This window comes from Paenibacillus alkalitolerans, assembly GCF_016482785.1.
In the GTDB taxonomy this organism is placed as follows: Bacteria; Bacillota; Bacilli; order Paenibacillales; family YIM-B00363; genus Paenibacillus_AE; species Paenibacillus_AE alkalitolerans.
Genome location: NZ_JAEMXM010000006.1, coordinates 229,106 through 254,162, shown reverse-complemented (window position 1 = coordinate 254,162; position 25,057 = coordinate 229,106). Strand labels below are relative to the sequence as shown.

Here is a 25,057-nt window from a genome sequence, read left to right as displayed (position 1 = left end):
ATTTTCATTTTTAAAACGTTCTATAATTTGGAGAAAAAAATTGGGGACTCTATAATGAAAAAATAATAGTAACACTATTGGCACTGTGCTTCATTATGGGATGTCAAACAAATACTTCATCTCACGAGAAAAAATTACTTCAGCTCAAATTAAAGACTTATTCGAGAAAAATGGGATCCAGTTATCCGAACCCACGGGATTGCATCCAGAAAATGTGGCTAATTTATTGTTGTTTTATGTCCCTAAAGGTTTCCCTGAGGACAAGCGAATCGAGTTGGTTGTCGATGAAATGAGGTCTCTTTGCGAAGCAATATGACTCTGCATAAATATTTGTTATTCAGGCTAAACCGAGGGACGGATACGATAGTGGAATAGCGGTTGCTGTGCAACCGTAGTTTTCTGTTCCGCCAATGGGCAGCATAGTTCAAAAACTGTCGCAACTCTTACAAAATAATTATCGTCTTAGTTTATTAACAAAAGCTAATTCTGCCAAAGGGGGATTAATTCAGACATGCATAAGATATTTTTTATTACATTATGTACTTTTGCTTTGCTGATTGGGTGCGGGAAAGGAACGACCGAAGAAATATCGGAAAAGCATATTCAATATTTTGATTCGTTTGGCTGGCATGTTAAGGACAAAATAAGCGAAAAATTGGAAGTAATGAATTACCTCCCTGAACTCATACAAACCTTACGCATTGCGGGGTTGGATTTAGAGCCTTATAAAAATAAAGAACTCGTTATTACAACCTATGTATTAAAAGAAAAACAAAAAACAGGCAAAAAAATGTACGTCTCTATTTATGAAATAGAAGGGAAAATTATTGGGGGTCACGGAGGATTAGAAGATTGGTCTCCAGGCGCGTTTGCTTTGACGGATAAACAAAGATTGATAAATGATGGGATTATGACTCAATGATGATGAGATTCCAATTGTTCCAAAGAACTTAACTAACGGATAACTTACGAAAAGGTGATAATTATCATGACAATTCAAACTGAAATTCTGAGTGAATTGATAGAACCGCATGTTGGGCTATCCAAAAAGTCGGAAGAAGGATTAGTATTATACTCAGGTAAAACAGATAAACAAAGAATGCTTTCAGTAGTTCAGTATGTAGTTCCTTTAAAAATAGAGACGGTTATAAAGACTAACTCAACTCGGTTATATTTTTCTCAAAAAGGACGGCTTATATTTAATTGGGATAGTAATCAACATGAGGTAAGACTTCATAGTCCATTTGAAAACTCAAAGAGATGAGATTGCCGCTGTTTCTTATGGGCAGTTAGATGTGCTAATAAAAAATAAACAGACATTGCGCAGACTTTTTCATATTTTATGCCCCTTGAACGTTCTCATTGTTTTATAATTAATAACATTATGGCTTCGATACCGAATTCAACTGATAAAAGTGAAATTAACGGTTCGAGCATAGGCCGAGATACATTCAAGAGTAGAAAGCGAGGGTGAACCATGTGGCACGAATACTGACCAAAACATATCATATCCCCGCCGAAGCGACATTGGAGGTCATTGGCGGAAAATGGAAAATGCTCATATTATGCCACTTGACCAAAGGAGCCAAACGAACAAGCGAGCTGAGAAAAGTGATGCCCTCAATCACCCAGAAAATGATGACCCAGCAGCTCAGAGAACTGGAAGAGGACGGTTTGGTCATTCGAACCGTATACAATCAAGTACCGCCGAAAGTCGTCTATGAACTTTCGGACTTAGGCTGGACTCTGAAACCAGTACTAACCCTGCTGTGCGAATGGGGGGATCAATACCTCAATACATGAAAGATCAACAGGTAACGGAGCCTAGTCAGGTTTAAGAGTTATTTCGGAGGCTTGCCGTCCTTGGCATGAATTCGTATAGGATGGAAAGCCGAGTGACGGAGGGGCCTTTTTTCGTTCTTGGATTAGTCTGGGCATTGTTCACGCTTGAAGATTATTGGATTGCCCTTCGATGAAGACAGATGGCCGCTCGAAATTCGTAGCCCCGCGATGACGGTCGCGATGAACAAGATCGTCATCAACACGCCGCACAAAAATGCGAATGATTCGACATGCTCGGCCAGTACCGGGCCGAAGCTTGCGCCGACGAACACGAAACATGCATTCAAAGCAAACGCGCTTCCGCGAGACTCACCCCCCAATTGACCGATGATGACGATGATGCTCGGGTTCGCGATTGCTATTCCCGATACAAAAACTACACTGGCCGCAACCAGGAATACAAGCGATTCCGACAAAGCCTCACCCCCTAGACCGATTACTGCCGCAGCTAACCCGGCGATAAAAACTCGCTTTGCCCCGAAACGCCCGATGAGAGGACCTGCCGCAAGCGACATCAATATGCCGAGTATCCCGGCGATCCGCAACCACATCAACCCTTGTTCCGGAAGATGGAACCGATCCGACACGTACGGCCCCAAACCCGAATACATCGAAACAAAGCTAAATAATAACGTTGCCGAGACGGAAAACGTCAGCAAGAGGGAAGGAGAGGCCGCTAGCTTGACCGTTCGTCCGAACACTTGAGCTAGAGAGTTATCGGCCTGAGGACGCAAACCCGCAGGAAGCCTGTAGACGAAGTAAAAGAGTGCCAGGTAGCTTACCGTCAAAATCTCGAAAACACCTCTCCACCCGAGCCACCCTACGACGGCCTGCGCATAAAGCTGGCCCAAGATTCCGGACATAAGAAAGCTACTGCTTAAAACCGAAATGGCGATTGGACGATACCTCGGCGAAAGCACATCCCCGATATAGGCTAGGGCGACGGTCGGAAAGGAAGCCGCCGCGAGTCCTTGTACGGCTCTCCATCCAATCAACCACGTCAAAGACGGACTCCATCCGACCGCCAGGGTGCTAAGCGCCAAGAAGGCAAGACCGATACCCAATATCGATTTTCTATGAAACCGGTCCGAAACGAGTCCAAAGACGGCGTTCCCGACCGCATACGCGAACCCAAAAGCGCTTCCCGCCCATACCGTATGCTCGGTAACGGTCTGGAATTCGCGCCCCCATACCGCAAATAACGGGATGGAGACATACATCAATGAAACGACTAAAATCGCTCCCGTCCCTAACGTCAAGATAACCCTAAGAAATTCGTTACGCTCGCTGCGCTTTTTCATCTCGATCTCTCCGATTGATGTACTTGCGGGAAATTACCGACCCAAGAGCATTATGGATGAATTTCGCTAACTTGCGAAGAAGGCACTTTTTAGTGGTTGAAGCACTTTTTGGTGCCTATAGTACCGTTTGGTGCTTAAAGAACAAGAAAGTGCCTTCTTTTCAGCAGGAACCAAGCTCCTCCATAATCGACATTGTCAACACTTCGACGCCAATAATAGAATCGGAGGTAAGATTGATGGATATGTTCGTTAAAGTACATGTTATGCACACGGGGGATTTGAAGTATGACCGGTCGTTAGCCTTTAAGGAGCTTGAAGTCATACCACCGGTGAACCAAAGAGGGGAAGCCTGCCAGGAGCTGGTCCCCGTTTCCGCTTACTTGATCGAGCACCCGAAAGGTCGGGTCATCGTCGATGCAGGGTGGCACGAAGACATTCGCACGAAGCCGAAAGAGCATTTCGGCGAAGATTTGTATCAATTTATCGAGTACAGACTGCCGGAAGGGAGCTCGCTGCGGGAGCAGCTTGCCGCCAAAGGCTTTGCGCCACGTGACATAGACGCCGTCGTCATGTCGCATTTGGATGAAGACCATATCAGCGGATTAGAGCTGTTGATTGGAGCGAAGAAATTCCTTGTCAGCGAACCGGAATGGAAGAACGTGGCGAGCTATAAGGAAAAATGGTTCAAAGGCGTATCGTTCGAAACCTTCGAACCGGAATCCATTCCGTACGGACCGTACCGGCTGGGCAAAGATTTGTTCGGCGACGGGCTCGTCTATCTTGTCCTTACGCCCGGACACACGGCGGGTCATGTTTCGGTTCTTGCACGTGTAGAGGCAGGATGGCTGCTGCTCGTATCCGACGCAGGCTATGCGGAGAAATCGTGGCAAGAGCTTATTTTGCCCGGCTTTACGTTTGACGAGCGGCAGGCACTGGATTCTTTGAAGTGGGTGCGGGAATTTTCGCAAAGAGAAGACTGCGTAGCCGCGATCGCGAACCACGATCCGTCTGTTCGTCCAGGAATCTATTAAGGTATTGTCATTACATTATAAGCCAAAGAAAGAAAGCATCCCCTGCGTTTGAAGGCGCCAAGCATGGTTGGGCTAAAATGGCCGGCGAGCTTGAAAAGGTGTTGGAACACTAACCGCAATCGAAACAGAGCCATGGCGGGATTCATACCATGGCTCTGTTGCCACATGCAATGTAAATATGATCGGTTGCTTTTCTCGGAAACCCGTTTATGTTGGACTTGGAAAGTTGTTAGGAGCAACATAAGATACAATTTCAATAATCATCCAATTGCTAAACTAAACGGAGACGATAGTTGAGGAGACAACGGCAGTCATGGGCAATTATTTTCATAGTCCAAGACTGCCGTTCTTGGTTCAACCTCGTTCAATGCGTGGTCAGGTTGTTCAGGAGGTTGAATTTAACTTTCAACTCATTGACACTCTTTGCTTTTGTATACGTCCAATTCGCGATGGAAAGTCGGGCGACGCAAATTCGGCGATGGACCTGTGGCTGCAGAATGAGAGGACAGCTTCGATTCGCTGCCTTTGTTCAGCAAATAGGGTATCAAGGAAAATAGACCGAGAATAGCCAATAGCGCACCAACCCATAGCGGGGACGCGAGACCGAAACCAGCATCGATGGTTAGTCCTCCGATCGAGGAACCGATGACGATACCTAAACTGATAACAGAGCCATGAACGGTGGTTACGAGCGATCCAGTGCCGGCTACCCTCGTAATGCGGGTTGCCATAGCAGGATTCATCGGTACTCCCGCCAGACCAACTACCATAACGGCAATCATAGCCACAATCGGGTTGTGGGCAAAGAGGCCGAAGGCAACCAGTGCTACAGTAAGAGTCACAAGTCCAATGGTTAATATAAACATCATGTATCGATCGGCGAGTCTGCCGGTGACAATATTTCCAATAACGGTGGCCGCACCGTAGATCGCAAGGAGTAGCGGAACCGTCCCGGCAGCGTAGCCTGTAAGATCGGTAAGAATCGGTGAAAAGTAGCTGAATGCAGCGAAGGTCGCACCGATTATCAGCATGCTGGTTGCATAAGCCACCCAAAGGTTGCGGTTCCTGAACGCTCCAAGTTCGTTGCGAATACTGACCGATTCCGGTCTTGGAGTCGTTGGAATAGTCAGCTGCCCCAACAATCCGGATAAAAGAACAAGGACAACAACTGCCCAGAAACTGGAGCGCCATCCGAAGTACTGATCAAATATTATCGCCGCCGGCAGACCGATAGCGGTAGCGACCATTAGACCGCCAAGGACGATGGAGGCTGCACGGCCGCGCGATTGAGGACCGACAAGGTTAAAGCAGATCGCAAGAGAAACACCGAAACATGCCGATGAAGAAATACCTGTTATGATCCGCGCAATCAGCATTACTTCATAGCTGTATGCCAGCGCCCCAAGGGTTTGGCCGATAATAAAAATGAATGCCATTGTCAGAAAAGCTTGTTTGCGCGGCACCTTCAAAAGTCCGACCGTCAGCATCGGACCGCCTATAATCATTCCCGCAGCATATGCGGAAATAAGGAATCCAATAGCCCCGACGGATACTCCGAACTCCTCCGAAAGTGAGGATATCATTCCGGCCACCATAAATTCCGAGGTGGTCATGGAAAATATCATCAGACCTAGTACATAAATAGCAAATGGCATAATAAACATCTCCTTGTTTCTGTAATGATCTGTACAAAATTAGGCGCAAGCAGCCAAACAATATGGTGTGCTTAAAAACCTTTGGTAAAACACGGAGGCACATGAACACGAGTGCTCATAGTGCCGACAGTGTAGTCTCCACAACATCCATCAGTGCCCCACGGTCCTGCTCAACCTTGCTTAAAACACGCAAACCGTAGAAGCTGCATCTAAAAAATCTGGCCAATTGCATGGCAGGCCGATTTGAGGAGATTTCACCCGACCGCTGACCAAGCTCCATAATATGACACAAAGCTTGTTCGAGACTTGAAAAATGATGGGCAACCGCGCGTGCAATCTCGGGATCTTTCCCTCCGCGTTCAATCGCAGCATTAATAGCCAGGCATCCTCGGCGAACGGGATCGTTCAAATCGATATCAATGACCGCCTCCATTAACGCGCGAAGCCGATCCTTAATCGGTCCGGGACGATCTAATATTTCCATATTTGCCTGGTGCCCCAATTCGAAATACCGCAACAAAGCTTGTTTATACAGATTTTGCTTGCTGCCGAAAGCGTTGTATAAGCTCCCTCTGCCAAGACCGGTACTTTTGCATAAATCCTCTGTTGAGCATTCTTCGAAACCTTTTACCCAGAAAGCTTCCATTGCACTGTTAATCACCGATAAATCGTTGAATTCTCGAGGTCTTCCGCTCACGTTTGCCACTCCTTTCAAATTGTATATTGTACAGACCAGTACATAATATCCTAAAAAAAAGCATACAACATTTGCTCGTTGCATTTTGGACTTTGTTAATTGTATATATTTTGTAACGACCTGTCAATAATTGATTGTCGATATGTTGAAGTAACGGGCAGAATAACGCAATCACGGACTCTCAATTTATGATACGGTTTTAGTTTTAGCAAATATTTACCAACAAAAGATGGCGTTTATTATATAAAATAGTGTGTGAATATACTTGGGAGATACAGGAGGATTCATATGAGAGAAATTGATTACAGCGATTATTTTTGGCAAGATGATAAAGTTAGATTGCGTGCAATACAGGTTGAAGATTGGGAAAGTTGTTACATAAACGGATTTGACACTCCTGCACGTCGTCTTTTAGAATGTGCAATTGAACTGCCGCCTACAATTACAGGGGCAAAGAAATTTACAGAAGAAAATGCTGATTTTTCTTCAACTAATAGACGGATTATGTTTACTATTGAAAATTTGAACACAGAAAGTATAGGTGGTATTAATTTAAACAGTATTGACGAGAGAAACGGCACCTTTAGTATTGGTATAGTAATTGATAAACAGTACCGTGGTAAGGGGTATGGTACAAGTGCTATGAAAATTCTCTTAAAGTATGCTTTTCTTGAACGAAGACTTAACAAATTCAATGACTATGTTCTTGAAGGAAATGAAGCTTCTGCGAAGATGATGAAGAAACTCGGGTGCGTTCAAGAAGGTGTTCGTCGCCAGGTAGTATATATTAACGGACAATATTTAGATTTTATTTTATTTGGGCTAACTAAAGATGAATTTATTGAAAAACAAAAAGAAGATGGTTTGTTCAATTAATATGGAATCACGCTAACTGGCAGCTTAGTTGAATAAAGGTGTTACTAATCCTTTTAGGTGATGCAAATGGATTCCTTGAGAGTAAAGTTAATAAAGCTATTTGAAATATTTCTTTTAGCATACAGAGAGCAGGAGTTGAGTCATGCAAGCTAAATACACCTTATCGGGTCTGCTGAGAGATCAGACGTTTCGCAAGCTGTTTCAGATCATTCGGAAATATAAATGGATTTACGTTTGGCTCATTGGCTCCCAGGTCGCGCTGACCGGCATTACTCTTGTTTTTGCGGAGACGAATCGGCGTCTGTTCGACCTTGCGCCCAATATTCCGATGAAGGTTCTGACGGTACTGCTCGGGGTATATGTGACACTTGTAGTGGTGCGTACGGCGATTACCTTTTTCCAAAACTGGTCGACTTCTTTCTTGAATGAATCCGTGGTATACGCTATGCGCCGCGATCTGTTGAATCATCTGAGGGATCTGCCGCTGGGCTTCCATGAGAAGGAGCATAGCTCGAACTCTGCCCACGTCGTGTTGAATCAATTGGAGATCACGAAAGATTTTGTCGTCTTCGATATGCAAAAGCTTTTGTTCCTGCCGATTTCGTTCCTCATGGCGGGAGTCTATTTGCTCACGGTTCATCCGCTGCTTGGCATCGTGGCAATCTGTATCGGTCCGATGCAGCTATTAAGCAACGTCGTGCTTCGCAAAAAATTTATGAAGATTTCGGAGCTTCAGCAGGAAGTGACGAGGGACGTCTTCCATCGGATATATGAAACTCTTCACGGCATACGTGAAGTGAAGGCGAACCGGATGGAGTCGTTTACCGACGGGTTGATGGGTGAAATACAGAAGAAAGGCGTCGAGTATAACGTCATCTTGACGAAGGTATCCAGCATTCGCAATATCTTCCGGGAGCTGCCGGGTCAGGTAGGGTATATCACTGGGATCGTCATCGGTGCCTACTTAATGTCTAGAGGAACGATCAGCGTCGGGGGGTTAGTTGCGTTCATTACACTTCTGGAGCGGGTAGTCGAGCCATTCACGAATCTAGTGAATGTCATTACGAACCTGCAACGCTCCATCTCGGGCGGCCGGCGATTCTTCGAAGTGATGGAGATGAGAGGGGAAGACTTTAAGACCGGGATGCCGTTGGCTTCATAGAAATCCAGATCGATCGTGTCGGTTTCGCGTATTATGCGGATAACCCGATTCTGAAGGATGTTAGCTTTCAAATTCCGAGCGGATCCTCCGTAGCGTTGGTCGGACCGAGTGGGGCTGGGAAGAGCACGCTTGTGAAGCTACTGCTTCGGTTCTATGAACCCGAACGTGGAAATCTCTACATCAACGGACTGCCGATTACCCAATATTCAATTGATTCGCTGCGCTCTAATATGGCGCTTGTCTCTCAAGATATTCATATGTTCGATGGAACGGTGTTGGACAATATTCGGGTCGGACGAATGGACGCGACGCTTGAAGATGTTACGCGGGCGGCAGCGCTCGCGCAGGCGCTCGACTTCATCCAAGCGCTGCCGGAGGGTTTCGATACGCATGTCGGAGAGCGAGGGGTGAAGCTATCGCATGGGCAGAAGCAGAGGATCTCGATCGCGAGGGCGATTCTGCGCGACGCGAAGCTGCTCATCCTCGATGAGCCGACATCTGCGCTCGATGTAGAGACGGAGGCGTCCTTCCAGAAGGACTTGGGCGAATGGGCCGAGCATTGCACGAAGCTCATCATTGCCCACCGTCTGACTACGATTCGCGAGGTCGATTACGTCGTATTCCTGGACGAAGGAAGTGTCGTCGAGTTCGGACCGCCATCTCAGCTGCTTGCCGCTGGCGGTCGGTTCGAGGAATACTGGCAAAGACAAGGTCAATTCCAATTCACGGCGTAAAGAGGTAAGAAGAAGGCATCCAAGGAGAGGCATTCGCGTTTTCACTGAGCTAAACCTTCCTGTTAGGGCTAAGAAATAGCCTTTGTCAAAAAAGGAGCGCCTCGGTATGATGGGTTTGTCCACGGGTTCGAAACCCAACACCATCAAGGAGGCGCTTGTATGAAGTTTAAACAATCAGACGGACTAAATCAACGGATAGAAAGAATTACTACAACACATTTGGTAATAGGCATTGATATGGCCAAGGAAACTCATGTTGCCCAAGCTACGAATTTCCGAGGTATTGTTCTTTCAGCACGACATCTGGCGTTTTCTAACAGCAAGGATGGGTTCGAAAAATTAAGAAGATGGGTAAACGAGCTGCAACAGAAACATCATTTGAGCAACATCATAATCGGTATGGAACCGACCGGACACTATTGGTTTAATCTAGCTAACTGGCTGCTTGAACAAAGATTTAGTGTTGTTCTAGTAAACCCTATCACGACTAAACGTAATAAGGAAAACCGAGATAATAGCCCATCTAAAAGTGATCCGAAAGATGCTCTTGTGATTGCAGATGTTGTCAGTCGAGGATACTACTCGGAGTACACCGCATTTCTTCCAGAGATTAAGGACCATAATGAGTGATCGAGAGTTTTGGGTGTCAAATTGTACCCGGCTTAAGAATAGAATCGCTCGCTGGTTAGATATCCGTTTTCCGGAGTATTCTTCGGTATTTTCGGATTGGACCTGTAAGCGATCCATGGCGTCGCTGTACGAATTCCCCTTTCCTGTAGACCTACAAGGCATGACAGCAGCAGAAGTCATTAACGGTTGGAGAAAACACATGAAGCGGGCAAGAGGAACTTCAGGGTTAGAGAAGGCTGCGCAACTTATCTCTTACGGAGCGAGAAGTATTGGAGAAACATCCGCTATTCACGAAGCTAAACAGGACCTCCGCAGGTTGTTAGATGAGTATTGTCGAATCGTTGAGATTCTAGAGAAGATCGAACTAGATGTCCTAGAGCTGCTACAGCAGATCCCCGCTGCGCAACAACTTCGTTCTATCTATGGTCTTGGGCCTATATTTGTCGCGGCAATTCTATCCGGTGCAGGTGATTTAACTTTGTATTCGCATGGCCGCAGCTACTGAGGAAGATTGGTAGCAATCCCGTGTTTCGGAAATGGCATGAGTATAACGTACAAGTAAGACACATGAAGAAGCACCGCTCAGTGTTTAAGTTAATTGGGAAGTTAGCACGGATTATAGTTGGTATAGTTCAACGGGGAGAATCTTTTTCTCCAGAAAAAGCCGTATTTAACGACAAAGCAGCTTAAGAAAGATACGTATTACGTAGATTGGCTCATTCGCAGGATTACAAAGAAAGCACGGAGTACCGATTTCCCGTTACTTAAGGGCACTGACCCGTACATTGAACTTGATCGGCCTCCACCCCTTGGCAAGGTGTTACGAAGGAAGGTAAGGGCTTAGACCCATTGAGACTTGGGAGGGTAAACCTCTGAGGGCGTTGTGGAGAATGCGTGCAGTAAATGGAATTATGAGGGAGTTTATATCTCATCCTCTATTTCCGCATGCCTTCATGGCTGTCAAAGGTTCCCGCCAACTCTAATACACCTTCGTATTCCGGTTTTCAAGAGGGCGTAATCCTGCGAATGAGCGAGCATGCGTGAGAAAATCCCTTAATACCGAGGGAAGTAACGGGAGGATAGTTAAATGATAAGGTGAACGAGAGTTCAATAAAGTGACAACTTATGAAAGTTTATTTAACCGTCTTTGGAAAAAGCGAAGGGGCTTGGCATCAAGGCATTAAAGCCGAGCCAACTTTCTACAAAAGAAGACTTGGAAACCATTGCCCACTTGTTCGAAGAGGAAATCGTAAAGACCTTTATTGCGAGAACGTTTCCTTTGCATGAAGCCGGGTTTGCCCACGAATTGAGCCAGCGAGGACACGGACGTGGCCGTATCGTGCTCCATATTTCCGACCTCCGCACCCATACCCTAAGAAATTAAGGTCAAAACCAAAAAAAATAAGATGGTGCCTATTGACAGAATAAGGAGGGTGTGATAATTTGGAAACCAAGGAGAACAAAATAGTTTCTACAGTTCCATCGTATCGAGGAGGAGCTTCCATGAATATCGTGAATAGTCATTTGCATTTTCCGAAAGCAAAACTCGCTGCACCAAACGGCTACGGTTATATTCATGTAGCAGCAGAGCTGGAAAGACCGGCCGGCCCGTTTCCACGCAGCACTGATCTGAAGCGCAGCGTCATTCGGCAATGTAAAGCAATTGCAGACCGCCTTCAAACGCTGCCTCACGTTCGTAACGTTCATGTTTTCGAAGCCGTGCTAATCGCCCCCGGTCGCGGTAAACTGCTCAACAAGCGTAAAGGGCAAGTTCATCTCGCTAAATATTCAACTATTTTTACGCTGACGATGTCCGAGAACTATTGCCCGTTTGGGAGTATACTGCTGGATGGTTTATGGTAAAGACCGGCCTCGACAATTCAACTCTGCTTTTGCCCGCCGAGGGGGAATCTTCACAATATGGGGTTATCAACCACTGCAGATGGGACCGCTTGTCCGATATCGTCCCGGATCTCCTGTTTCGCAGATCGTTCCGCAAATATGTGTTGGACAATTTCGAATCCAACGGTATTGCGGCGATGCCAATCTTGTATAAACTCGTATAATCCAAACTTGGAGGTTGTATAAATGGAAGAGACCATCAGCTTGAGAATCGTTCAAACCGCCCATCAATTATTCACGAGTAGAGGATACCGCAACGTTACCATCCAAGATATAGCCTCTGAGCTCGGAATGAGCAAGAAAACGATCTATCTATACTTTGCTTCGAAGGAAGAGATTGCCGAGGCGGTTATCAAGAAGACCTTGCAGCAAATATCCGGTCATATTGATTCAAATGCCGCAACGTCAGGTGATCCCATTATGATTCTACGGCAAACATTGGAGCAAATCAAAGATGAGGTAGTTCACCTTGGTCCATTATTCCTAAGCGATGTTCAGAAATCAGTTCCGGAGTTATGGAATCAAATCGTCCATTTCCGCATGGAAAAGGCGAAATTTGTAGGGCAATTAATTGCGGCAGGCAAGGAAAAAGGGTTGGTAAAAGAGTCCGTACATCCGCAATGGGCGACAGTTCTCTTTCTGGAATCATTGCAAGCTTGCATCAGGCCGGATGTATCAGCTCGCCATGGTATTGCTATGAATGAACTTATGGATACCTTTTTTCGTGTCTTTATTGACGGAATCCTGGAGCCGATATATGCGTCTGAACAATAAGGGGTCACCGTACCATTTATGAGCGAAAGAGAGGGATCTCAAATATGGAAAACGCTAGATTAACAAGTCTCTTAACAGTAGTGTCATCCACTATTACTTTATCCGTCATACTGTTCATTACTATAGGATCTGGTATTGCCATCGAGTACGGTCTGATCAGCTTACTTGCATTAATTGGTTGGTTAAAATTTTCATATAAGTCAACACCTAGTCAAACTAATACCATACCAAAATATATATTAGGCATTATATTGATTGTTGCTTTAAACACAGTTCGATATACAGCTGACTTCTCACAATTTATTTATTTGAATTACAATCAGTGGTTCACAGAATCTTTCACACTTAATCACACGCAATGGTTTGTATGGATGGTATGTCTGCCAGTCTCCCTTTTACTTTTTGGTGGATATTACCTGAGCAAACGTCAAACCGTCGGTTACTTCTTCGCTTGGTGGGGGTTTATTTATTTCACAATTGAATCTCTCATACAATTACAGGTAGAGTTAGGAAATTATTCATCCTATAATCATGTTTACTATTTGGGTCTCATTTTGGCGATGTTGCTATTCTATATCAGTGTATCTGGTATCTTGAAGCTCATTAAACCTAAAGAAGAAGAGCAAAAAATTGAAGATTATCAGCCTTTGACCAAAAAGCAAAAGAATTTATGGTCTTTACTATTGGTCACCTATTTCTCGAAATGAACAGAAGCTTTTGCACTCGGGAAATATAGATTTAATAAAAAAGAAAGATAAATCGATATACCTTGCTTCTGTTATAAATGGGTCTGTCGAGATCAATACATTAGAAAACGAGATGATTCAACAGCTGTGCAAAGTGGACATCTCAGGATTCGAAATAAGGCTTCATGATTTCAGTTACGATGCGACATATGTATTTCTAACGGCGCAAAGAGGTATATCCAATTATTTATTATCTATCGAAGCTTCCACAGGAATTCTGAAACAACTGACGGACGATGCAAGAGTCGTGAATACAAAATGGCACACTGCTGGGACAAGAAGTTTCCATCGGTCAAACTCCGTGATCTTTCCGTATGGCGGTCCAACCGAGCCGATGGAAATTTGGAAAATAAATGCAACGGGGGATATGAAGAAGGTGAGCCGATTTAGCGATGCTATCGTTCATTTTCCAATCCCTGAAGTGAAGGTGATAAACTATAAGAGTGACGGCTGGAACATTGAGTCAATACTTGTGCTGCCCGTAAAATACGAGTCAGGAAAACCTATCCCCACACTTGTTTATTTGCACGGTGGACCCGAAGGAAAAATTATTGCGGACTTTAAAGAATTGAACTGTGCAGGAGGGCAAAGCGCGGCATTCTTCCTTGCTAATCAAGGATACGCCGTACTCATGCCGAATTTTAGAGGAAGCAGCGGGTATGGCGCGGAATTTGAAAAGGAACTCGGAAACCTGAAAATTATGCGAAATCCTTATAAGGATGTAATGGCAGGTGTCGATTATTTAATAGAAAATGGGATTACAGACCCCGACACAGTTGGAGTTTACGGGTTCAGTTATGGCGGCGGACTTTCGACATGGATTGTTTCACAAACCGATCGTTTTAAAGGAGCTATTGGGATATGCGGAATTCATGATTTTCTACATGATGATCGGAATTATGGGGTTCCATTCCATGCTTTTCGTCCTAACCGATTAGGGGAAGCAAATCCAAAGGATATGTGGCTAAAATCTGAAGTCTATAAAGAACTATCAACACTTGAGAATGTTGGCTCAATCCAAACTCCTATCCTGTTGATTGAAACAGGAGCAGAACGACACTGGGATGGTGCACTTTGGGAAAGCGCTGCAAAAACCCTATTTATAGCGTTAGAAGGTCTTGGGGTTGAAACGTATTTAGTTTGTTACACAAAAGCATTCCATGGTGGCGGATGGAATGTGAAGTATCAGGAAGAGTATCTTTTTCGGATACTCGCGTGGTTTGATTATTGCCTAAAGGGGAAACCATTACCTAAATGGTTCGAGGCAAGTTACTCATATGATATCGAGAAATGAAATAATTTAAAAAATGAGTTTTCGTGACTGGGGGATTTATCTATTTCCCCTACGTCACTTAAGCTAACGGATACGATCACCATTTAAACTTTATGAGGCTGCCGCGGGATCGCTTGGGCGGCCTCATTGAGCTATTTGGCAGAATTGCTTAATACTGAAAAAGGAAAATGTAGGTGGTTAGTGAATATTTCAATAATGTTCAACTGTCGGTCCTTCATAACGGAATGAAGAACAATCCTAAAAGTTGATTTATGAAGGTGGTGTCGATATGAGTTTACTTGTCCAAAAGCTGGTCTCTGATTATTTTAATGGTCCGCTAAAACATCAAAGTAACAGGTAGTTATTCATTTGGAATGTTTAACGAGTCCTCGGATCTTGATTTAGAATTCATACTGCCTGACAAACAATAAATTGCTTTAGTCGAAAAGGCGGGAGGGTTTCCTATTGCAACTCCTTCTGAAACGGCCAATGGGGCAATCTCTCGACCGGTGACCAAGTAATCGTGAAGTATACATCCGATCGCGTCCTGGAAATCAAAAAAGGGGAAGGGGGAGGCATGAAGTAGTAGATGGGCCGGACCGCCCCATGTGTTAGAGAACACATGTTGCTTACTGTAGGAACTTCAATGACACCCCATATATCGTGTATGGAGTAGACGCGACAAACCCGCATCTAGGTTGGTGCATGGAAGATGTTGATGGTAAGAAGCCCCGACTTCAACTTGCGATAGCAAGTAAGTGGGGGAGGTTCACACATCTAAATAATGAGCTTCTTTTTATCATTGCCGTAAGTCACAGACAGCTGTCACGCCCTTCGCGCAAAAGTTCGGAACATGAGAAACAGGAAATAAGGCGCTCCAAGCAGCGTGATCAAAATTCCGGACGGGATTTCCACGGGAGCTATCACGGTCCGGCCAACAGTGTCCGCGAGCACGAGGAGCAGCGCTCCAAGCAAGCTGGAAAGCACGATCGAATGCCTCGTGTTATGCCCGATCAGGACACGGACAGCGTGCGGCGCGATTAAGCCTAGGAAGCCGATCGTTCCGACGCAAGCGACGGCGCCCGCCGCCAGGAGCACACCGACCGCCATGGCGGCCAATCTCGTGCCGCGAACCTGCAAGCCGAAGCCGATGGAGCTGTCGTCTCCGAAGGCGAGCAGGTCGAACCGCCGCCCCAGATACCAGGCGAGCGGAAGCAGCACGAGCAAAAATATCGCGATGGTATTCACCTGATCCCAGTTGCGCCCGTAAGTCGTGCCGGTCAGCCAGATGAAGCCCGTGCTTCCCCAGAGCGAGCCGCGCACGATCAGCACCTGGATGCCAGCCGCACCGATTGCCGATACCGCGATGCCGAGCAGGATCAGAACGGATGGATTAAGCGCCTTGCGCCAAGCGAAAGCGAAGACGATCGCGGCGGACCCCACGGCGCCGATGATTGCGGCGATGGGCAGCAGCGAGATCGGCAGCTGCGGCCAGGCGATGAGCACCGCAAGCGCTCCGAACCCCGCACCCGAGGTGATGCCGATAATCGAGGCGTCGGCGAGCGGATTGCGGACCGCACTTTGGATGAGCACTCCGCTGACCGCCAGGGCAATACCCGCTCCGGCCGATACCAACGTCCGCGGCAGCCGTAAGTTAAGAATTACCGAATAGCCCGCAGCGCTGTCAGAGCCGATAAGACTTGCCCATAGCTGCCTGATCGGCACTTGCGTTGCTCCCATCGTCATGCTTACCAAAATAAGCGCAATAACAAGTACGAATAGAATGACGACCAGCCGTGAATAACGGATCATCATCGGTCGGCCCACGACGCTCATGGAGACGCTGCCCGCCGAGCCGGATATTGCCTTCATTTTCCGCAGGACCAGCCAGATTAACCACGGTGCTCCGATGACCGCCATGACCGCTCCGACGGGTACCTCCCCCATTCCGCTCCGCACCATGCGGGCAAGAACATCTGCGCCGGTAATGAGGACGGCACCCCACAGCGCGGTGGCCGGAATAAGCCAGCGATGCGAGCGCAACCCGCTTAGGCGGACAAGGTGGGGAGCGACCAGACCCACAAATCCGATCGGACCGGCGACGCTGACGACGACGGCCGCCATAAGCACAGAAAGCGCCAAACCGAGAAACCGGGTCAGGTCGACCTTCTGCCCGAGCGACCTGGCCGTCGCTTCGTCAAGATCCAGCACGTCGAACTGCTTGCCGAACAGGAAAGCCAGAACGATCGCTCCCATAATCCAAGGCCAGGCATACCGCACCCCACTCCAGTCCATCTGGTTAAGCGAGCCTGCACCCCATAAGAATAAAGATTGAGATTCATAAGCGTAGAAAATATGCAGCGCGTTCGTGAAAGACGCGAGTACGAGCGATACGATCATTCCCGACAACGCCAGCCGGATGGGACTTGACGCTTTGCCGCCTGCCAGAATATAGGCTGCCATAGCGGAAGCCGCTCCTCCCAGAACAGCGATGAGGAATGGCGACTGATGAAGCGTGGCAGGAAAGAAAATCGTGCCCAGCACCACAATGAAATACGCGCCGCCGTTAATGCCGAGCGTATCGGTGGCGGCCAGCGGGTTCTTGGTGATCGTCTGGAGCAGAGCTCCGGCAATGGCCAGCCCGGCACCGGTGAGAAGGCCCAGCATCATGCGGGGCATCCGGATATCCCATATTAGATTGTGATCCATCAAGTCCTGACGGTTCTGCAAGGCAGCGATGACCGTGGTTACGGAAACCTTCGCCTCTCCGAAGCATAAACTCGCGAACATGAGAACAACGAGGGCGGCGACGCCGCCCCCGAATATCGCAATGATACGTTTGCTGCCGGTCGTACTTGAAATCTTCATTTGGTCAAAACTTCAACGACGCGATCCACGAGAACCTTCGAAGAGGTCGGGCCACCGAACGTCCAGGTGCTTCCGTCCAGAGCATAAGTACGATTTTCTTTGACGAAGTTAAGACCTTTCCATACCGAATTGTCCTTCAGCGCGTTGGCGAAGACGTCGTCTTCCTTTTGCACGATATAGAGGAAGTTGGTGTCCGTTACCGCGGGAAGAGCCTCGACGGTCGAGTCTGTGAAGCCGTATTTCATGAACTTGTCTGATTTCCATTCGTTTACAAGACCGATACGGGCCAGCGTCTGGGAGACGACGGACGAATCCGTGAACAATCTCAATGCCGCATTGTTCTGCGAGGTAAACGCCTGGGTTAAGACGTACTTGAAATTTTCTTTGCCCGCTGCGGCCAGCTTTGCTTTGGCATCTGCAAAGTATTGGTCCAGGTCGATCAGGTATTGGTCGGCTTCGGCTTCCTTACCTACTGCGGTCGCAATGGTCTTAAAGATTTCGATGGTCCTCGTATATTGGTCAACGCCATCCGGATACGGATCGAATTCGATGGTCGGTGCAATGGCATTCAGTTGGTCGTAGATAGCTGCGTTGTTGTCGGTGTTGGAAATGATGAGGTCCGGTTTCAAAGAAGCAATCGTCTCCATGCTCGGCTCCCAACGCATTCCTACGTCGGTTACGTCGCTAGCAAGCGGAACTTCGGGAGTCACCCAATTGGCGAACTCCTTGTTGTCTGCGTTCCCGATCGGCTGCAAACCCAGAGCGAGCAGGTCCTCGGTGAAAATCCATTCGAGCACGACGACGCGCTGCGCCGGCTTGTCTAATGTCGTTTCGCCTCTGGCATGCTTGATGACGATCGGGCTGGCTTCTGTAGATGGGCTAGCGGAAGGACTGACCGAAGGACTCGCGCTGTTCGATGTCCCGGCTTCGTTATTATTACTGGCGCCGCATCCTGCGACGATAATGGCCATAACTATAGATACCGCCATAATGCTTAGCAATTTTTTCATGATATGTAGTTGCCTCCAGATAAATGTTTTATTAGGCTTTGGCAGGGGCTTCGGCCTGGCCATAGACATAGCTTAAATCTAGGCTGTCGCTTCGACCTTCGGCTTGCTCGCTTGAGCTGCGGAATTTGCCGTCGGTTCGTCTGCACCCATTTGAACGCTTGAAGGTGAAGGAGCTTCCGCCAAGCTGTAAGGCAGGCAGAGCGGAGCGCCCGTACGAGGATCGGGGATGACATCCGCGTCGATATTGAACACCTCGCGCAGCATCTGCGACGTCATAACTTCTTCCGGCTTGCCTTCGTACAGCACGTTCCCGTCTTTCAGCGCGACAAGATTCTGGGCATACCTGGAGGCATGGTTCAAATCATGAACAACCATGATGATCGTCCGTTTCTGCTCGCGATTCAGCTTCTCGAGCAAGATCATGACTTCTATCTGGTGCGCCATATCCAAGAAAGTCGTTGGCTCATCGAGCAGTAGCACTTTCGTGCCTTGTGCCATCGCCATCGCGATCCAAGCCCGTTGACGCTGCCCGCCGGAGAGATGATCGACGGGCCTGCCGCTAAACGCCGACATTCCGGTCGCTTGCAAGGCCCATTCGATCATCAGGTTGTCTTCCGCAGATAAATTCCCAAAGCCTTTCTGATGGGGGTAACGGCCGAACGATACAAGCTCGCGCACCGTCAATCCTTCTGGAGAAGTCGGGTTTTGCGGAAGGATAGCCAGTTGCTTAGCCACTTCTTTCGTCGGCTGGCGGTGAATAAGCTTACCGTCCAAATACACGCCGCCTTGCACCGGGCTGAGAATACGAGCCATTGATTTCAGAATTGTCGATTTGCCTGACCCATTAGCGCCGACAAGCGCCGTAATCAAGCCGTCCGGAACATGTAAATTCAGATCCTGCACTATTTGCCGGCTGCCATAGGCTAGGGATAACTGATTTGTACTTAACCGTGACATCGACATCCACCCTTCGCTGAAAATGATTCTCATTACTTCCCACGTTTGATAACCAATAATGCAAATGTGCGTGATAGACAATGATAACGATTCTCATTCGCAATTACTACTATAATTTTATTCAATAAAAGTTGTCAACCATTATTTTTCATGTTGATAAAAAAATTCAATGTTGCAATGTTAGTGGAATGAAAATGAATGATGTAAATTTGACAGGAATTAATATCTCCAATGCTAATTTAAGCGAACTCGTCATTGATGGTGCCCAATGGGGAGGCGGACAACGGGAAATGAGAACGCGGCGATGGATCCGATCCATCGCTTTTTCATGTTTCCTAGTGCGCTCAACTAACGGAGCAGAATAACGCAATACATATTCATATACCTGCGGTAAAATATCACCAGTAAAACTGTTGAAAGGGAGTGTGTGAATGGAAAATCTAATAATTGAACCCTACAAACCCGAAAGGGATAAAATTGCGATCAGAGCCATGTTACGTGGAAATGGACATTTTGACGAAATGTTTCAAGAGAGCGAAGAAAATTTTCATGGCGGTATATTTGTTGCTCGTTACAACGGCGTTACGGTAGGTTTTCTTTCATTTAGTGCTTTTAAGAGACAAACTGTGACGACGATATTTGTCAGCAAGGAGTACAGAAGATTGGGTATCGGTACAGAACTTATGGCAAAAGCGGATAAATTGCTTTCCCCCAAAACGAGGCAGTAGAACGTTCGATTGGTTTATGTATAGAGGGGGATCGTTCTTCTCTGCAATTTTTATATAAGAACGGTTATTATATAAGTTATTCATCTTACATCATGGAGCGTGAAGGTGTACCTCTTCCTGAAAGTAATATTTCTGTCAGGCAATACGAAGATGATGATTATCTGATATGTCATAACATTTGCGAAATAGCTTTTTACCAAATGCATGAACGCGTGGGTATTCTTCCGTCATACTATTTTCCTCCTAACGAAAGGGAGCGGAAAAGATTTGTGGAAGACAGAAACAATAGATTCGTGATGCTTATCGACGGTGAAATAGTGGCAGTCGGAATTATTGACGGTTGTGAACTAAGTCATGTATCCGTTCGCCCAGATCTTCAATCGCGTGGATACGGCAGAGCTTTTGTTTCATTTCTTGTAAATGAAATAATCCGTCGCGGCGAAGAAATCGTGAAGCTCGGGGTTGTCAAAGGCAATCCTGCAAAAAAATTGTATGAGAGTCTTGGTTTCAAAGACAAGTCATTAAACCATTGGGTAACAAAATATTATAAGCCCGACAGCCGATTGAGCAGACCGCCACACGAGGGTATGTCATCGAGGGACGGAGACAAGAGCTAAACGATCTATTGGGAACTGTGTTAGCATGTCGGTCTGCTTAGTTTGCATATATGTTAACTCTCTCCGTATATCCGCGTACATACTAAAATCATAAAGAAAATGAGACCGATCCACAGCGACTGTCTTTCCTTAAGCGGGTTTGCTTGGCGAATCGACTGTACCGCCGCGACACGATGCTGCATGTATCCCTTCCATTCCATCGCGATAATCAGTTCTTCCACTGCTTGGAACAGCGCGATCAAGAGCGGGATGACGAACACGGGTAGATCCAAGACGTGAATTTGTCCCCGCTTCGATGCTCGTTTGCCGCGCGCTTTCGCGATCATGATGAACCGCTCTGTCTCTTCAATAATAAGAGGAATGAAACGCAGCACTAGCGAAGCGGTAAGCGCCAATATTTCAATGGGAACACGAATCCGCCTAAGGGGCATCAACATCGTTTCAAGTCCGGATTTCATAGCCGCGGAGCTTGTCGACAACGTAAATACGAGCCCGATGACGGTAATTTCGAAGAAGGCGAACCACCTCCGAAACGTATCGGCTGCATGACTGAAAGAAAAGGAGAACCCCTCCGACCCCGTCCATTGTATGCCGGAGAAGGCGACCGCAATCGTTACCAGCCAGAGGAGGGGCTCGCACATGCGAAGCAGCTTGGAGCGGTCCTCGGCCGTTAACGTCGATACGCTCCCCGCAACAAACAGGAGCGCAATTCCAAGCCCTTCCCATCCGGTTTGCAGCACGATCCCGATGGAAAGAAGCGTATAGACAAGCCACTTTAGCTTCGCGTCCAGCGCATAAACGAAGCTTCGAGCGGTCTGCGCGGGTGATTCCAAAGCAGGCGCCTTCAGGGTATCTTGCACGACCGATTGCACTTGCGTATGCGCCTCTTGCTTCGGCCCCCTACGCAGCTCGTTGTCGATCGCTTCTGCCAGCCGCTCAGGGGAAAAAGCGATCGAAGAGAGCCGGAAACCCGCTTGCTTCAAGGCTGCGGCCACTTCCATCGCGTCGGTCAAGCCGATGTCGTACTGCCGGAGCAGGTTAGGGTTCGCCATCAGTTCTTCGGGGGTGACGTCTGCCGCGATCTGCCCGCGATACAGCAGGAGCACCCGGTCGGCAATTGGCAGGAACGCGTCCAGATCATGCGTCGCTAACACGATGCCGCACCGCTCCTTCCAGCGAAGCAGTTCTTCCTTCAACCGCGACAGTGAAGCGGCATCAAGCCCGGCGGACGGCTCATCAAGGAAAAGCCATGGCGTCTCGGCGGCCATGATCGTTGCGAGCGCAACCCGCCTCTTCTGTCCGCCGCTGAGAAGGAAAGGGGATCGTTCCAAACATGCAGCCGGGAGGCGCTGCCCCGCTAAAGCATCTGTGATGCGCCGAACTCTGTCCGCCTTCGGAAGCCGGTACGCTCGTAGGGAGTAGTCAAATTCCCCTTGCACCGTTCGAGCGAACAATTGATGCTCGGGAAATTGAAACGCTATAGCGTTCTCAAGTAGTGATGCCCGATCAATCCTTCCACCTTTCCAAAGCAGGCGTCCTCCATAATAGACGTTACCGGCGGATCTCTCGGTAAGGCCGGCCAACACACGAAGAAGGGTGGACTTGCCGGCACCCGTCTTGCCGATCACGAGCGTGATCGTTCGATCATTCAGAGTAAATGAAATATCCTTCAGTAGCGTTTTAGGCTGCAGGCCGGCGGTGGAGACGGAGATTCCTCTCGCTTCAAGGGACAAGCCGAATCACCGCCTCACTGAGCTGCGAAGGTGACAGCGGAAGGAACGGCAAACGAATTCCCCGCGCTTGCAGAGCCCGCGTCGCGCGTACGACGTAAGGCGGTTCGAAGCCTAACCGGTCGCACGCCCCCGTTTGATCTCTGTCTTCCTCCCCGTAGAAGAACGCTTTACACGTTCCGTCAAAGATGATGCGCCCCTCGCTTAATGCCAAGATACGGTCCGCGCAGCATAGCTCCTCCATCCGATGCGTGACCCAGAGAATCGTCCTGCCCAAGCGGTGAAGCTTCGCCGTTGCCGTAAGCACCGTCTGGCGGGAGGCTGGATCCAGCATGGAGGTCGCTTCGTCGAATAGAATGCAGGACGCTCCCGCAGCTAGGCAGCATGCGATATTCAACAGCTGCTTCTGTCCGCCGGACAGCTGCTTAATGGGCGTGTCATACGGCACAGCCAGCCCAACCTGATTCAGCGTCCCGGTTATGTCGGCAACGCTCAAGCCGGACGTGCATAACTGCATTTCCTCATAGACGGTTTCGCCAAGAATTTGCGTCTCAGGATTTTGCATTACCATATGGACGGTTTGGCCGTCCGCAACGATCCGACGGCCTTCGGATAGCGGGCTCATGCCGGAGAGAATCCTAGTCAGAGTACTCTTGCCGCTACCGTTGTCCCCGACAATAGCCGTCCAGGTTCCTTCATGAATATGCAATGAAATACCCTCAACCGCGGCCGAACGCTCGGGGGAGCCGTGGAGGTATCGAACGGTCGCTTTCTCCAGCGAGATTACTTGTCGAATTTCTTGCCCCATACGCCTGTTCATTCCTCATTATGCGTGCTATAATGCTGACTGTTTACCTTAAGAGGTGATAAAAGGTTAACAATGATAGTGAAACCAATGTATCATGCCAAAGGAGAGAAATTCAATTGAGTAACTTATTCTCACTGCGCGGCATTGCGTTCAGCGCCTTGTTTGCTGCTCTGGTCGTGGTGTTCGGTTATGTTAGCATCCCGCTCGGGTTTACTCCGGTTCCGATCACGCTTCAGACGCTCGCGGTTATGTTAGCCGGGGGCTTGCTCGGAGCGCGTTACGGGTTCTTCAGCATGATGATTATCGTCGTGTTGACGGCGCTCGGGTTGCCATTGCTGCAGGGTAAGGGCGGTTTAGCAGTGCTTCTTGGTCCAACAGGGGGATATGTCGTCATGTGGCCGTTCGCCGCTACGCTCATTGGTTACGCCGTAAGCAAAGTACGAAATGGCGGTTGGTTGGCGACGACGGTCATTTTCCTCGCAATGGAATGCTTTGGTTCGCTGCTCTTATACGTGACCGGCGTGCCTTGGTTGGCGCAAACGCTTGGTTTTACCATGCAGAAGGCGCTCGCCGCAGGATTTTATCCATACCTTCTAGGCGACGCGATCAAGGCTGTCGCAGCGACATTCATTACGATTTCACTCCGGCAAGTATTCCCGCAGGAGCGGTTGACGGGGCGCAATCATTACAACGTACAGCAACAGCAGCAGTCGAATTATAAGTAATTGTTATCCGTTTAAAGCTGAAAAGATCATGATCCTTGCAGCTTTTTGTCATTCGATCGTCTGTAACGGTACGGGCTCAATCCGACCTGTTTCTTGAACAAATTGCAAAAGTAGGAGTTGTTCGTCAACCCGACCATTCGCCCGATTTCCTGGACCGGCAAATCGCTTGTTTTGAGCAGCCAGCACGCTTGGCGAATACGGCGGGCGGTCAAATACTCGGTAATGCTGGTTCCTACTTCCTGGCGGAAGACGGCAGACACATAATTCGGCGTCAAATGAACCTCGTCGGCGATTTGTTTGAGCGCAAACTCCTCCATGTAGTGGTTCTCCACCCATTTCATCACCCGCTCTGCTACGGATGATTTCCGTACCTGCGGCGGGTGTTTCCGTTGCCTCGGACCTTCGTGTGCCTTCAATAAATGAAGGAAAGCAATCAGAAACAACATCTGCTCTTCAAGCCGATGCTCCTCCGAGGTTTCCTCCATCCGTTCTTGATAATCTTCTAACAGCCGGTGAATCTTCTGTTGCGGCAATCCGAACAGCACTTGCGGCTGATCCAGCGGTTCCTGGCATATTCGGTGGAAAAATGTCCGCAAAGAAGCGAAAGGAGCGACATACCGTTCGAGAACGGACGGCTCAAACACGAACAGAGTACGGATATATCGTGAATCGGGCACGAGCTTCATATTGATGCGATGCAGCTGAAACGGACGGAAATAAAACAGGGAACCTGGCGTAAGCTCGAATATTTGTTGATTGACAATGACTTGACCTTGACCCTCGTGAACGTAAAGCAGCTCCATCCCTTGATGAGCATGATAGATATCGACGAAATCCCGCGTACGGTCTCTCATAAACGAGAGATAGACGGGATGACGGTATAAATTCAAGTAGTTTAAGATTTTCATCTATATCCCCTTCGTTCCGATCGTATTCTAGCGACATTTTAACATAAGAGCGCCAAACTTGGGGTTCTCCCTTTTTACTACGA

25 protein-coding genes and 1 pseudogene are annotated in these 25,057 nt (G+C 47.9%); 17 read left to right on the top strand and 9 right to left on the bottom strand.

The window, feature by feature from the left end:
- The first annotated feature begins 511 nt into the window (after positions 1 to 511).
- The 3 genes from JET16_RS12745 (at position 512) to JET16_RS12735 (ending at position 1,803) form a co-directional block, all read left to right on the top strand.
- A complete protein-coding gene (locus JET16_RS12745; RefSeq protein WP_199616392.1) occupies positions 512 to 922 on the top strand; it encodes a DUF4830 domain-containing protein in 411 nt (136 codons plus the stop codon).
- Between the two features lie 66 nt (positions 923 to 988).
- Positions 989 to 1,264 carry a hypothetical protein gene (locus tag JET16_RS12740; protein WP_199616390.1) on the top strand — a complete coding sequence of 92 codons (276 nt, stop codon included), beginning with the start codon at positions 989 to 991 and terminating at the stop codon, positions 1,262 to 1,264.
- Positions 1,265 to 1,488: 224 nt separating this feature from the next.
- Positions 1,489 to 1,803, top strand: coding sequence for a winged helix-turn-helix transcriptional regulator (locus tag JET16_RS12735; protein WP_325176688.1), 315 nt, complete (start codon positions 1,489 to 1,491; stop codon positions 1,801 to 1,803).
- 122 nt (positions 1,804 to 1,925) lie between these two features.
- Here JET16_RS12735 and JET16_RS12730 read toward each other — a convergent pair whose 3' ends face one another.
- On the bottom strand, positions 1,926 to 3,143 hold the full coding sequence (locus JET16_RS12730) for an MFS transporter (protein WP_199616386.1): 1,218 nt from the start codon (positions 3,141 to 3,143) through the stop codon (positions 1,926 to 1,928).
- Between the two features lie 236 nt (positions 3,144 to 3,379).
- On the opposite strand from JET16_RS12730, the gene JET16_RS12725 reads away from it, so the two are divergent.
- A complete protein-coding gene (locus JET16_RS12725) occupies positions 3,380 to 4,174 on the top strand; it encodes an N-acyl homoserine lactonase family protein (protein ID WP_233531466.1) in 795 nt (264 codons plus the stop codon).
- Positions 4,175 to 4,584: 410 nt separating this feature from the next.
- Here JET16_RS12725 and JET16_RS12720 read toward each other — a convergent pair whose 3' ends face one another.
- Together JET16_RS12720 and JET16_RS12715 are read right to left on the bottom strand one after the other, a co-directional pair.
- The gene (locus JET16_RS12720) at positions 4,585 to 5,829 is read right to left on the bottom strand and encodes an MFS transporter (RefSeq protein ID WP_199616385.1); all 1,245 of its coding nucleotides are present in this window, start codon (positions 5,827 to 5,829) and stop codon (positions 4,585 to 4,587) included.
- A 115-nt stretch (positions 5,830 to 5,944) separates the two neighbouring features.
- Positions 5,945 to 6,526, bottom strand: a complete 582-nt coding sequence (locus JET16_RS12715) for a TetR/AcrR family transcriptional regulator (RefSeq protein WP_325176681.1) — start codon at positions 6,524 to 6,526, stop codon at positions 5,945 to 5,947.
- A 288-nt stretch (positions 6,527 to 6,814) separates the two neighbouring features.
- Here JET16_RS12715 and JET16_RS12710 point away from each other — a divergent pair, with 288 nt between their 5' ends.
- From JET16_RS12710 to JET16_RS12665, 10 genes and pseudogenes are all read left to right on the top strand, one after another.
- Positions 6,815 to 7,402: a GNAT family N-acetyltransferase gene (locus tag JET16_RS12710; RefSeq protein WP_199616383.1), complete on the top strand. Its 588-nt coding sequence runs from the start codon at positions 6,815 to 6,817 to the stop codon at positions 7,400 to 7,402.
- A gap of 142 nt (positions 7,403 to 7,544) precedes the next feature.
- Positions 7,545 to 8,564 carry an ABC transporter transmembrane domain-containing protein gene (locus JET16_RS12705; RefSeq protein ID WP_199616382.1) on the top strand — a complete coding sequence of 340 codons (1,020 nt, stop codon included), beginning with the start codon at positions 7,545 to 7,547 and terminating at the stop codon, positions 8,562 to 8,564.
- Positions 8,561 to 9,298 (top strand): ABC transporter ATP-binding protein, encoded by a 738-nt coding sequence (locus JET16_RS12700; RefSeq protein ID WP_199616479.1) that lies wholly within the window; start codon positions 8,561 to 8,563, stop codon positions 9,296 to 9,298. Before JET16_RS12705 ends, JET16_RS12700 begins: the two co-directional genes overlap by 4 nt.
- Before the next feature lie 159 nt (positions 9,299 to 9,457).
- Positions 9,458 to 10,618, top strand: a pseudogene (locus JET16_RS12695) (IS110 family RNA-guided transposase).
- A 457-nt stretch (positions 10,619 to 11,075) separates the two neighbouring features.
- Positions 11,076 to 11,312, top strand: a complete 237-nt coding sequence (locus JET16_RS12690) for a zinc-binding dehydrogenase (RefSeq protein ID WP_199616381.1) — start codon at positions 11,076 to 11,078, stop codon at positions 11,310 to 11,312.
- A gap of 119 nt (positions 11,313 to 11,431) precedes the next feature.
- On the top strand, positions 11,432 to 11,791 hold the full coding sequence (locus tag JET16_RS12685; protein WP_199616380.1) for a hypothetical protein: 360 nt from the start codon (positions 11,432 to 11,434) through the stop codon (positions 11,789 to 11,791).
- The gene (locus JET16_RS12680) at positions 11,785 to 11,994 is read left to right on the top strand and encodes a hypothetical protein (RefSeq protein ID WP_199616379.1); all 210 of its coding nucleotides are present in this window, start codon (positions 11,785 to 11,787) and stop codon (positions 11,992 to 11,994) included. The genes JET16_RS12685 and JET16_RS12680 overlap by 7 nt, the downstream gene beginning before the upstream one ends.
- 22 nt (positions 11,995 to 12,016) lie before the next feature.
- Positions 12,017 to 12,604 (top strand): TetR/AcrR family transcriptional regulator, encoded by a 588-nt coding sequence (locus tag JET16_RS12675; protein ID WP_199616378.1) that lies wholly within the window; start codon positions 12,017 to 12,019, stop codon positions 12,602 to 12,604.
- 44 nt (positions 12,605 to 12,648) lie between these two features.
- Positions 12,649 to 13,311: a hypothetical protein gene (locus tag JET16_RS12670; protein WP_199616377.1), complete on the top strand. Its 663-nt coding sequence runs from the start codon at positions 12,649 to 12,651 to the stop codon at positions 13,309 to 13,311.
- A gap of 10 nt (positions 13,312 to 13,321) precedes the next feature.
- Complete coding sequence (locus JET16_RS12665; protein WP_199616376.1) at positions 13,322 to 14,644, top strand: alpha/beta hydrolase family protein; 1,323 nt, start codon at positions 13,322 to 13,324, stop codon at positions 14,642 to 14,644.
- A gap of 804 nt (positions 14,645 to 15,448) precedes the next feature.
- On the opposite strand, the gene JET16_RS12660 is transcribed toward JET16_RS12665, so the two are convergent.
- The 3 genes from JET16_RS12660 to JET16_RS12650 all read right to left on the bottom strand — a co-directional run bounded on the left by JET16_RS12660 (position 15,449) and on the right by JET16_RS12650 (position 19,458).
- Positions 15,449 to 17,491 carry an iron ABC transporter permease gene (locus JET16_RS12660; RefSeq protein WP_199616375.1) on the bottom strand — a complete coding sequence of 681 codons (2,043 nt, stop codon included), beginning with the start codon at positions 17,489 to 17,491 and terminating at the stop codon, positions 15,449 to 15,451.
- Positions 17,488 to 18,501, bottom strand: a complete 1,014-nt coding sequence (locus JET16_RS12655) for an ABC transporter substrate-binding protein (protein ID WP_199616374.1) — start codon at positions 18,499 to 18,501, stop codon at positions 17,488 to 17,490. Before JET16_RS12655 ends, JET16_RS12660 begins: the two co-directional genes overlap by 4 nt.
- A 78-nt stretch (positions 18,502 to 18,579) precedes the next feature.
- The gene (locus JET16_RS12650) at positions 18,580 to 19,458 is read right to left on the bottom strand and encodes an ABC transporter ATP-binding protein (RefSeq protein ID WP_199616372.1); all 879 of its coding nucleotides are present in this window, start codon (positions 19,456 to 19,458) and stop codon (positions 18,580 to 18,582) included.
- Between the two features lie 431 nt (positions 19,459 to 19,889).
- Here JET16_RS12650 and JET16_RS12645 point away from each other — a divergent pair, with 431 nt between their 5' ends.
- On the top strand, positions 19,890 to 20,186 hold the full coding sequence (locus JET16_RS12645) for a GNAT family N-acetyltransferase (RefSeq protein ID WP_199616370.1): 297 nt from the start codon (positions 19,890 to 19,892) through the stop codon (positions 20,184 to 20,186).
- A 92-nt stretch (positions 20,187 to 20,278) separates the two neighbouring features.
- A complete protein-coding gene (locus tag JET16_RS12640; protein WP_199616369.1) occupies positions 20,279 to 20,803 on the top strand; it encodes a GNAT family N-acetyltransferase in 525 nt (174 codons plus the stop codon).
- 53 nt (positions 20,804 to 20,856) lie between these two features.
- On the opposite strand, the gene JET16_RS12635 is transcribed toward JET16_RS12640, so the two are convergent.
- Together JET16_RS12635 and JET16_RS12630 are read right to left on the bottom strand one after the other, a co-directional pair.
- Entirely contained in the window at positions 20,857 to 22,536 is a 1,680-nt protein-coding gene (locus tag JET16_RS12635) for an ATP-binding cassette domain-containing protein (RefSeq protein WP_199616368.1), read from the bottom strand.
- Complete coding sequence (locus tag JET16_RS12630; RefSeq protein ID WP_199616367.1) at positions 22,526 to 23,341, bottom strand: energy-coupling factor ABC transporter ATP-binding protein; 816 nt, start codon at positions 23,339 to 23,341, stop codon at positions 22,526 to 22,528. Before JET16_RS12630 ends, JET16_RS12635 begins: the two co-directional genes overlap by 11 nt.
- A 116-nt stretch (positions 23,342 to 23,457) precedes the next feature.
- On the opposite strand from JET16_RS12630, the gene JET16_RS12625 reads away from it, so the two are divergent.
- Positions 23,458 to 24,066, top strand: coding sequence for a biotin transporter BioY (locus JET16_RS12625; protein WP_199616366.1), 609 nt, complete (start codon positions 23,458 to 23,460; stop codon positions 24,064 to 24,066).
- 26 nt (positions 24,067 to 24,092) lie between these two features.
- Here JET16_RS12625 and JET16_RS12620 read toward each other — a convergent pair whose 3' ends face one another.
- A complete protein-coding gene (locus tag JET16_RS12620; protein WP_199616365.1) occupies positions 24,093 to 24,974 on the bottom strand; it encodes an AraC family transcriptional regulator in 882 nt (293 codons plus the stop codon).
- Between the last annotated feature and the right edge of the window lie 83 nt (positions 24,975 to 25,057).

What these genes read in the sequence shown, in the direction of transcription:
- JET16_RS12660 (WP_199616375.1), bottom strand. Translation starts at nt 17,491, where the DNA reads ATGAAGATTTCAAGTACGACCGGCAGCAAACGTATCATTGCGATATTC.
- JET16_RS12645 (WP_199616370.1), top strand. Translation starts at nt 19,890, where the DNA reads ATGGAAAATCTAATAATTGAACCCTACAAACCCGAAAGGGATAAAATT.
- JET16_RS12710 (WP_199616383.1), top strand. Translation starts at nt 6,815, where the DNA reads ATGAGAGAAATTGATTACAGCGATTATTTTTGGCAAGATGATAAAGTT.
- JET16_RS12720 (WP_199616385.1), bottom strand. Translation starts at nt 5,829, where the DNA reads ATGCCATTTGCTATTTATGTACTAGGTCTGATGATATTTTCCATGACC.
- JET16_RS12705 (WP_199616382.1), top strand. Translation starts at nt 7,545, where the DNA reads ATGCAAGCTAAATACACCTTATCGGGTCTGCTGAGAGATCAGACGTTT.
- JET16_RS12640 (WP_199616369.1), top strand. Translation starts at nt 20,279, where the DNA reads ATGGAGCGTGAAGGTGTACCTCTTCCTGAAAGTAATATTTCTGTCAGG.
- JET16_RS12620 (WP_199616365.1), bottom strand. Translation starts at nt 24,974, where the DNA reads ATGAAAATCTTAAACTACTTGAATTTATACCGTCATCCCGTCTATCTC.
- JET16_RS12745 (WP_199616392.1), top strand. Translation starts at nt 512, where the DNA reads ATGCATAAGATATTTTTTATTACATTATGTACTTTTGCTTTGCTGATT.
- JET16_RS12650 (WP_199616372.1), bottom strand. Translation starts at nt 19,458, where the DNA reads ATGTCACGGTTAAGTACAAATCAGTTATCCCTAGCCTATGGCAGCCGG.
- JET16_RS12670 (WP_199616377.1), top strand. Translation starts at nt 12,649, where the DNA reads ATGGAAAACGCTAGATTAACAAGTCTCTTAACAGTAGTGTCATCCACT.
- JET16_RS12725 (WP_233531466.1), top strand. Translation starts at nt 3,380, where the DNA reads ATGGATATGTTCGTTAAAGTACATGTTATGCACACGGGGGATTTGAAG.
- JET16_RS12630 (WP_199616367.1), bottom strand. Translation starts at nt 23,341, where the DNA reads ATGGGGCAAGAAATTCGACAAGTAATCTCGCTGGAGAAAGCGACCGTT.
- JET16_RS12730 (WP_199616386.1), bottom strand. Translation starts at nt 3,143, where the DNA reads ATGAAAAAGCGCAGCGAGCGTAACGAATTTCTTAGGGTTATCTTGACG.
- JET16_RS12740 (WP_199616390.1), top strand. Translation starts at nt 989, where the DNA reads ATGACAATTCAAACTGAAATTCTGAGTGAATTGATAGAACCGCATGTT.
- JET16_RS12655 (WP_199616374.1), bottom strand. Translation starts at nt 18,501, where the DNA reads ATGAAAAAATTGCTAAGCATTATGGCGGTATCTATAGTTATGGCCATT.
- JET16_RS12685 (WP_199616380.1), top strand. Translation starts at nt 11,432, where the DNA reads ATGAATATCGTGAATAGTCATTTGCATTTTCCGAAAGCAAAACTCGCT.
- JET16_RS12675 (WP_199616378.1), top strand. Translation starts at nt 12,017, where the DNA reads ATGGAAGAGACCATCAGCTTGAGAATCGTTCAAACCGCCCATCAATTA.
- JET16_RS12680 (WP_199616379.1), top strand. Translation starts at nt 11,785, where the DNA reads ATGGTAAAGACCGGCCTCGACAATTCAACTCTGCTTTTGCCCGCCGAG.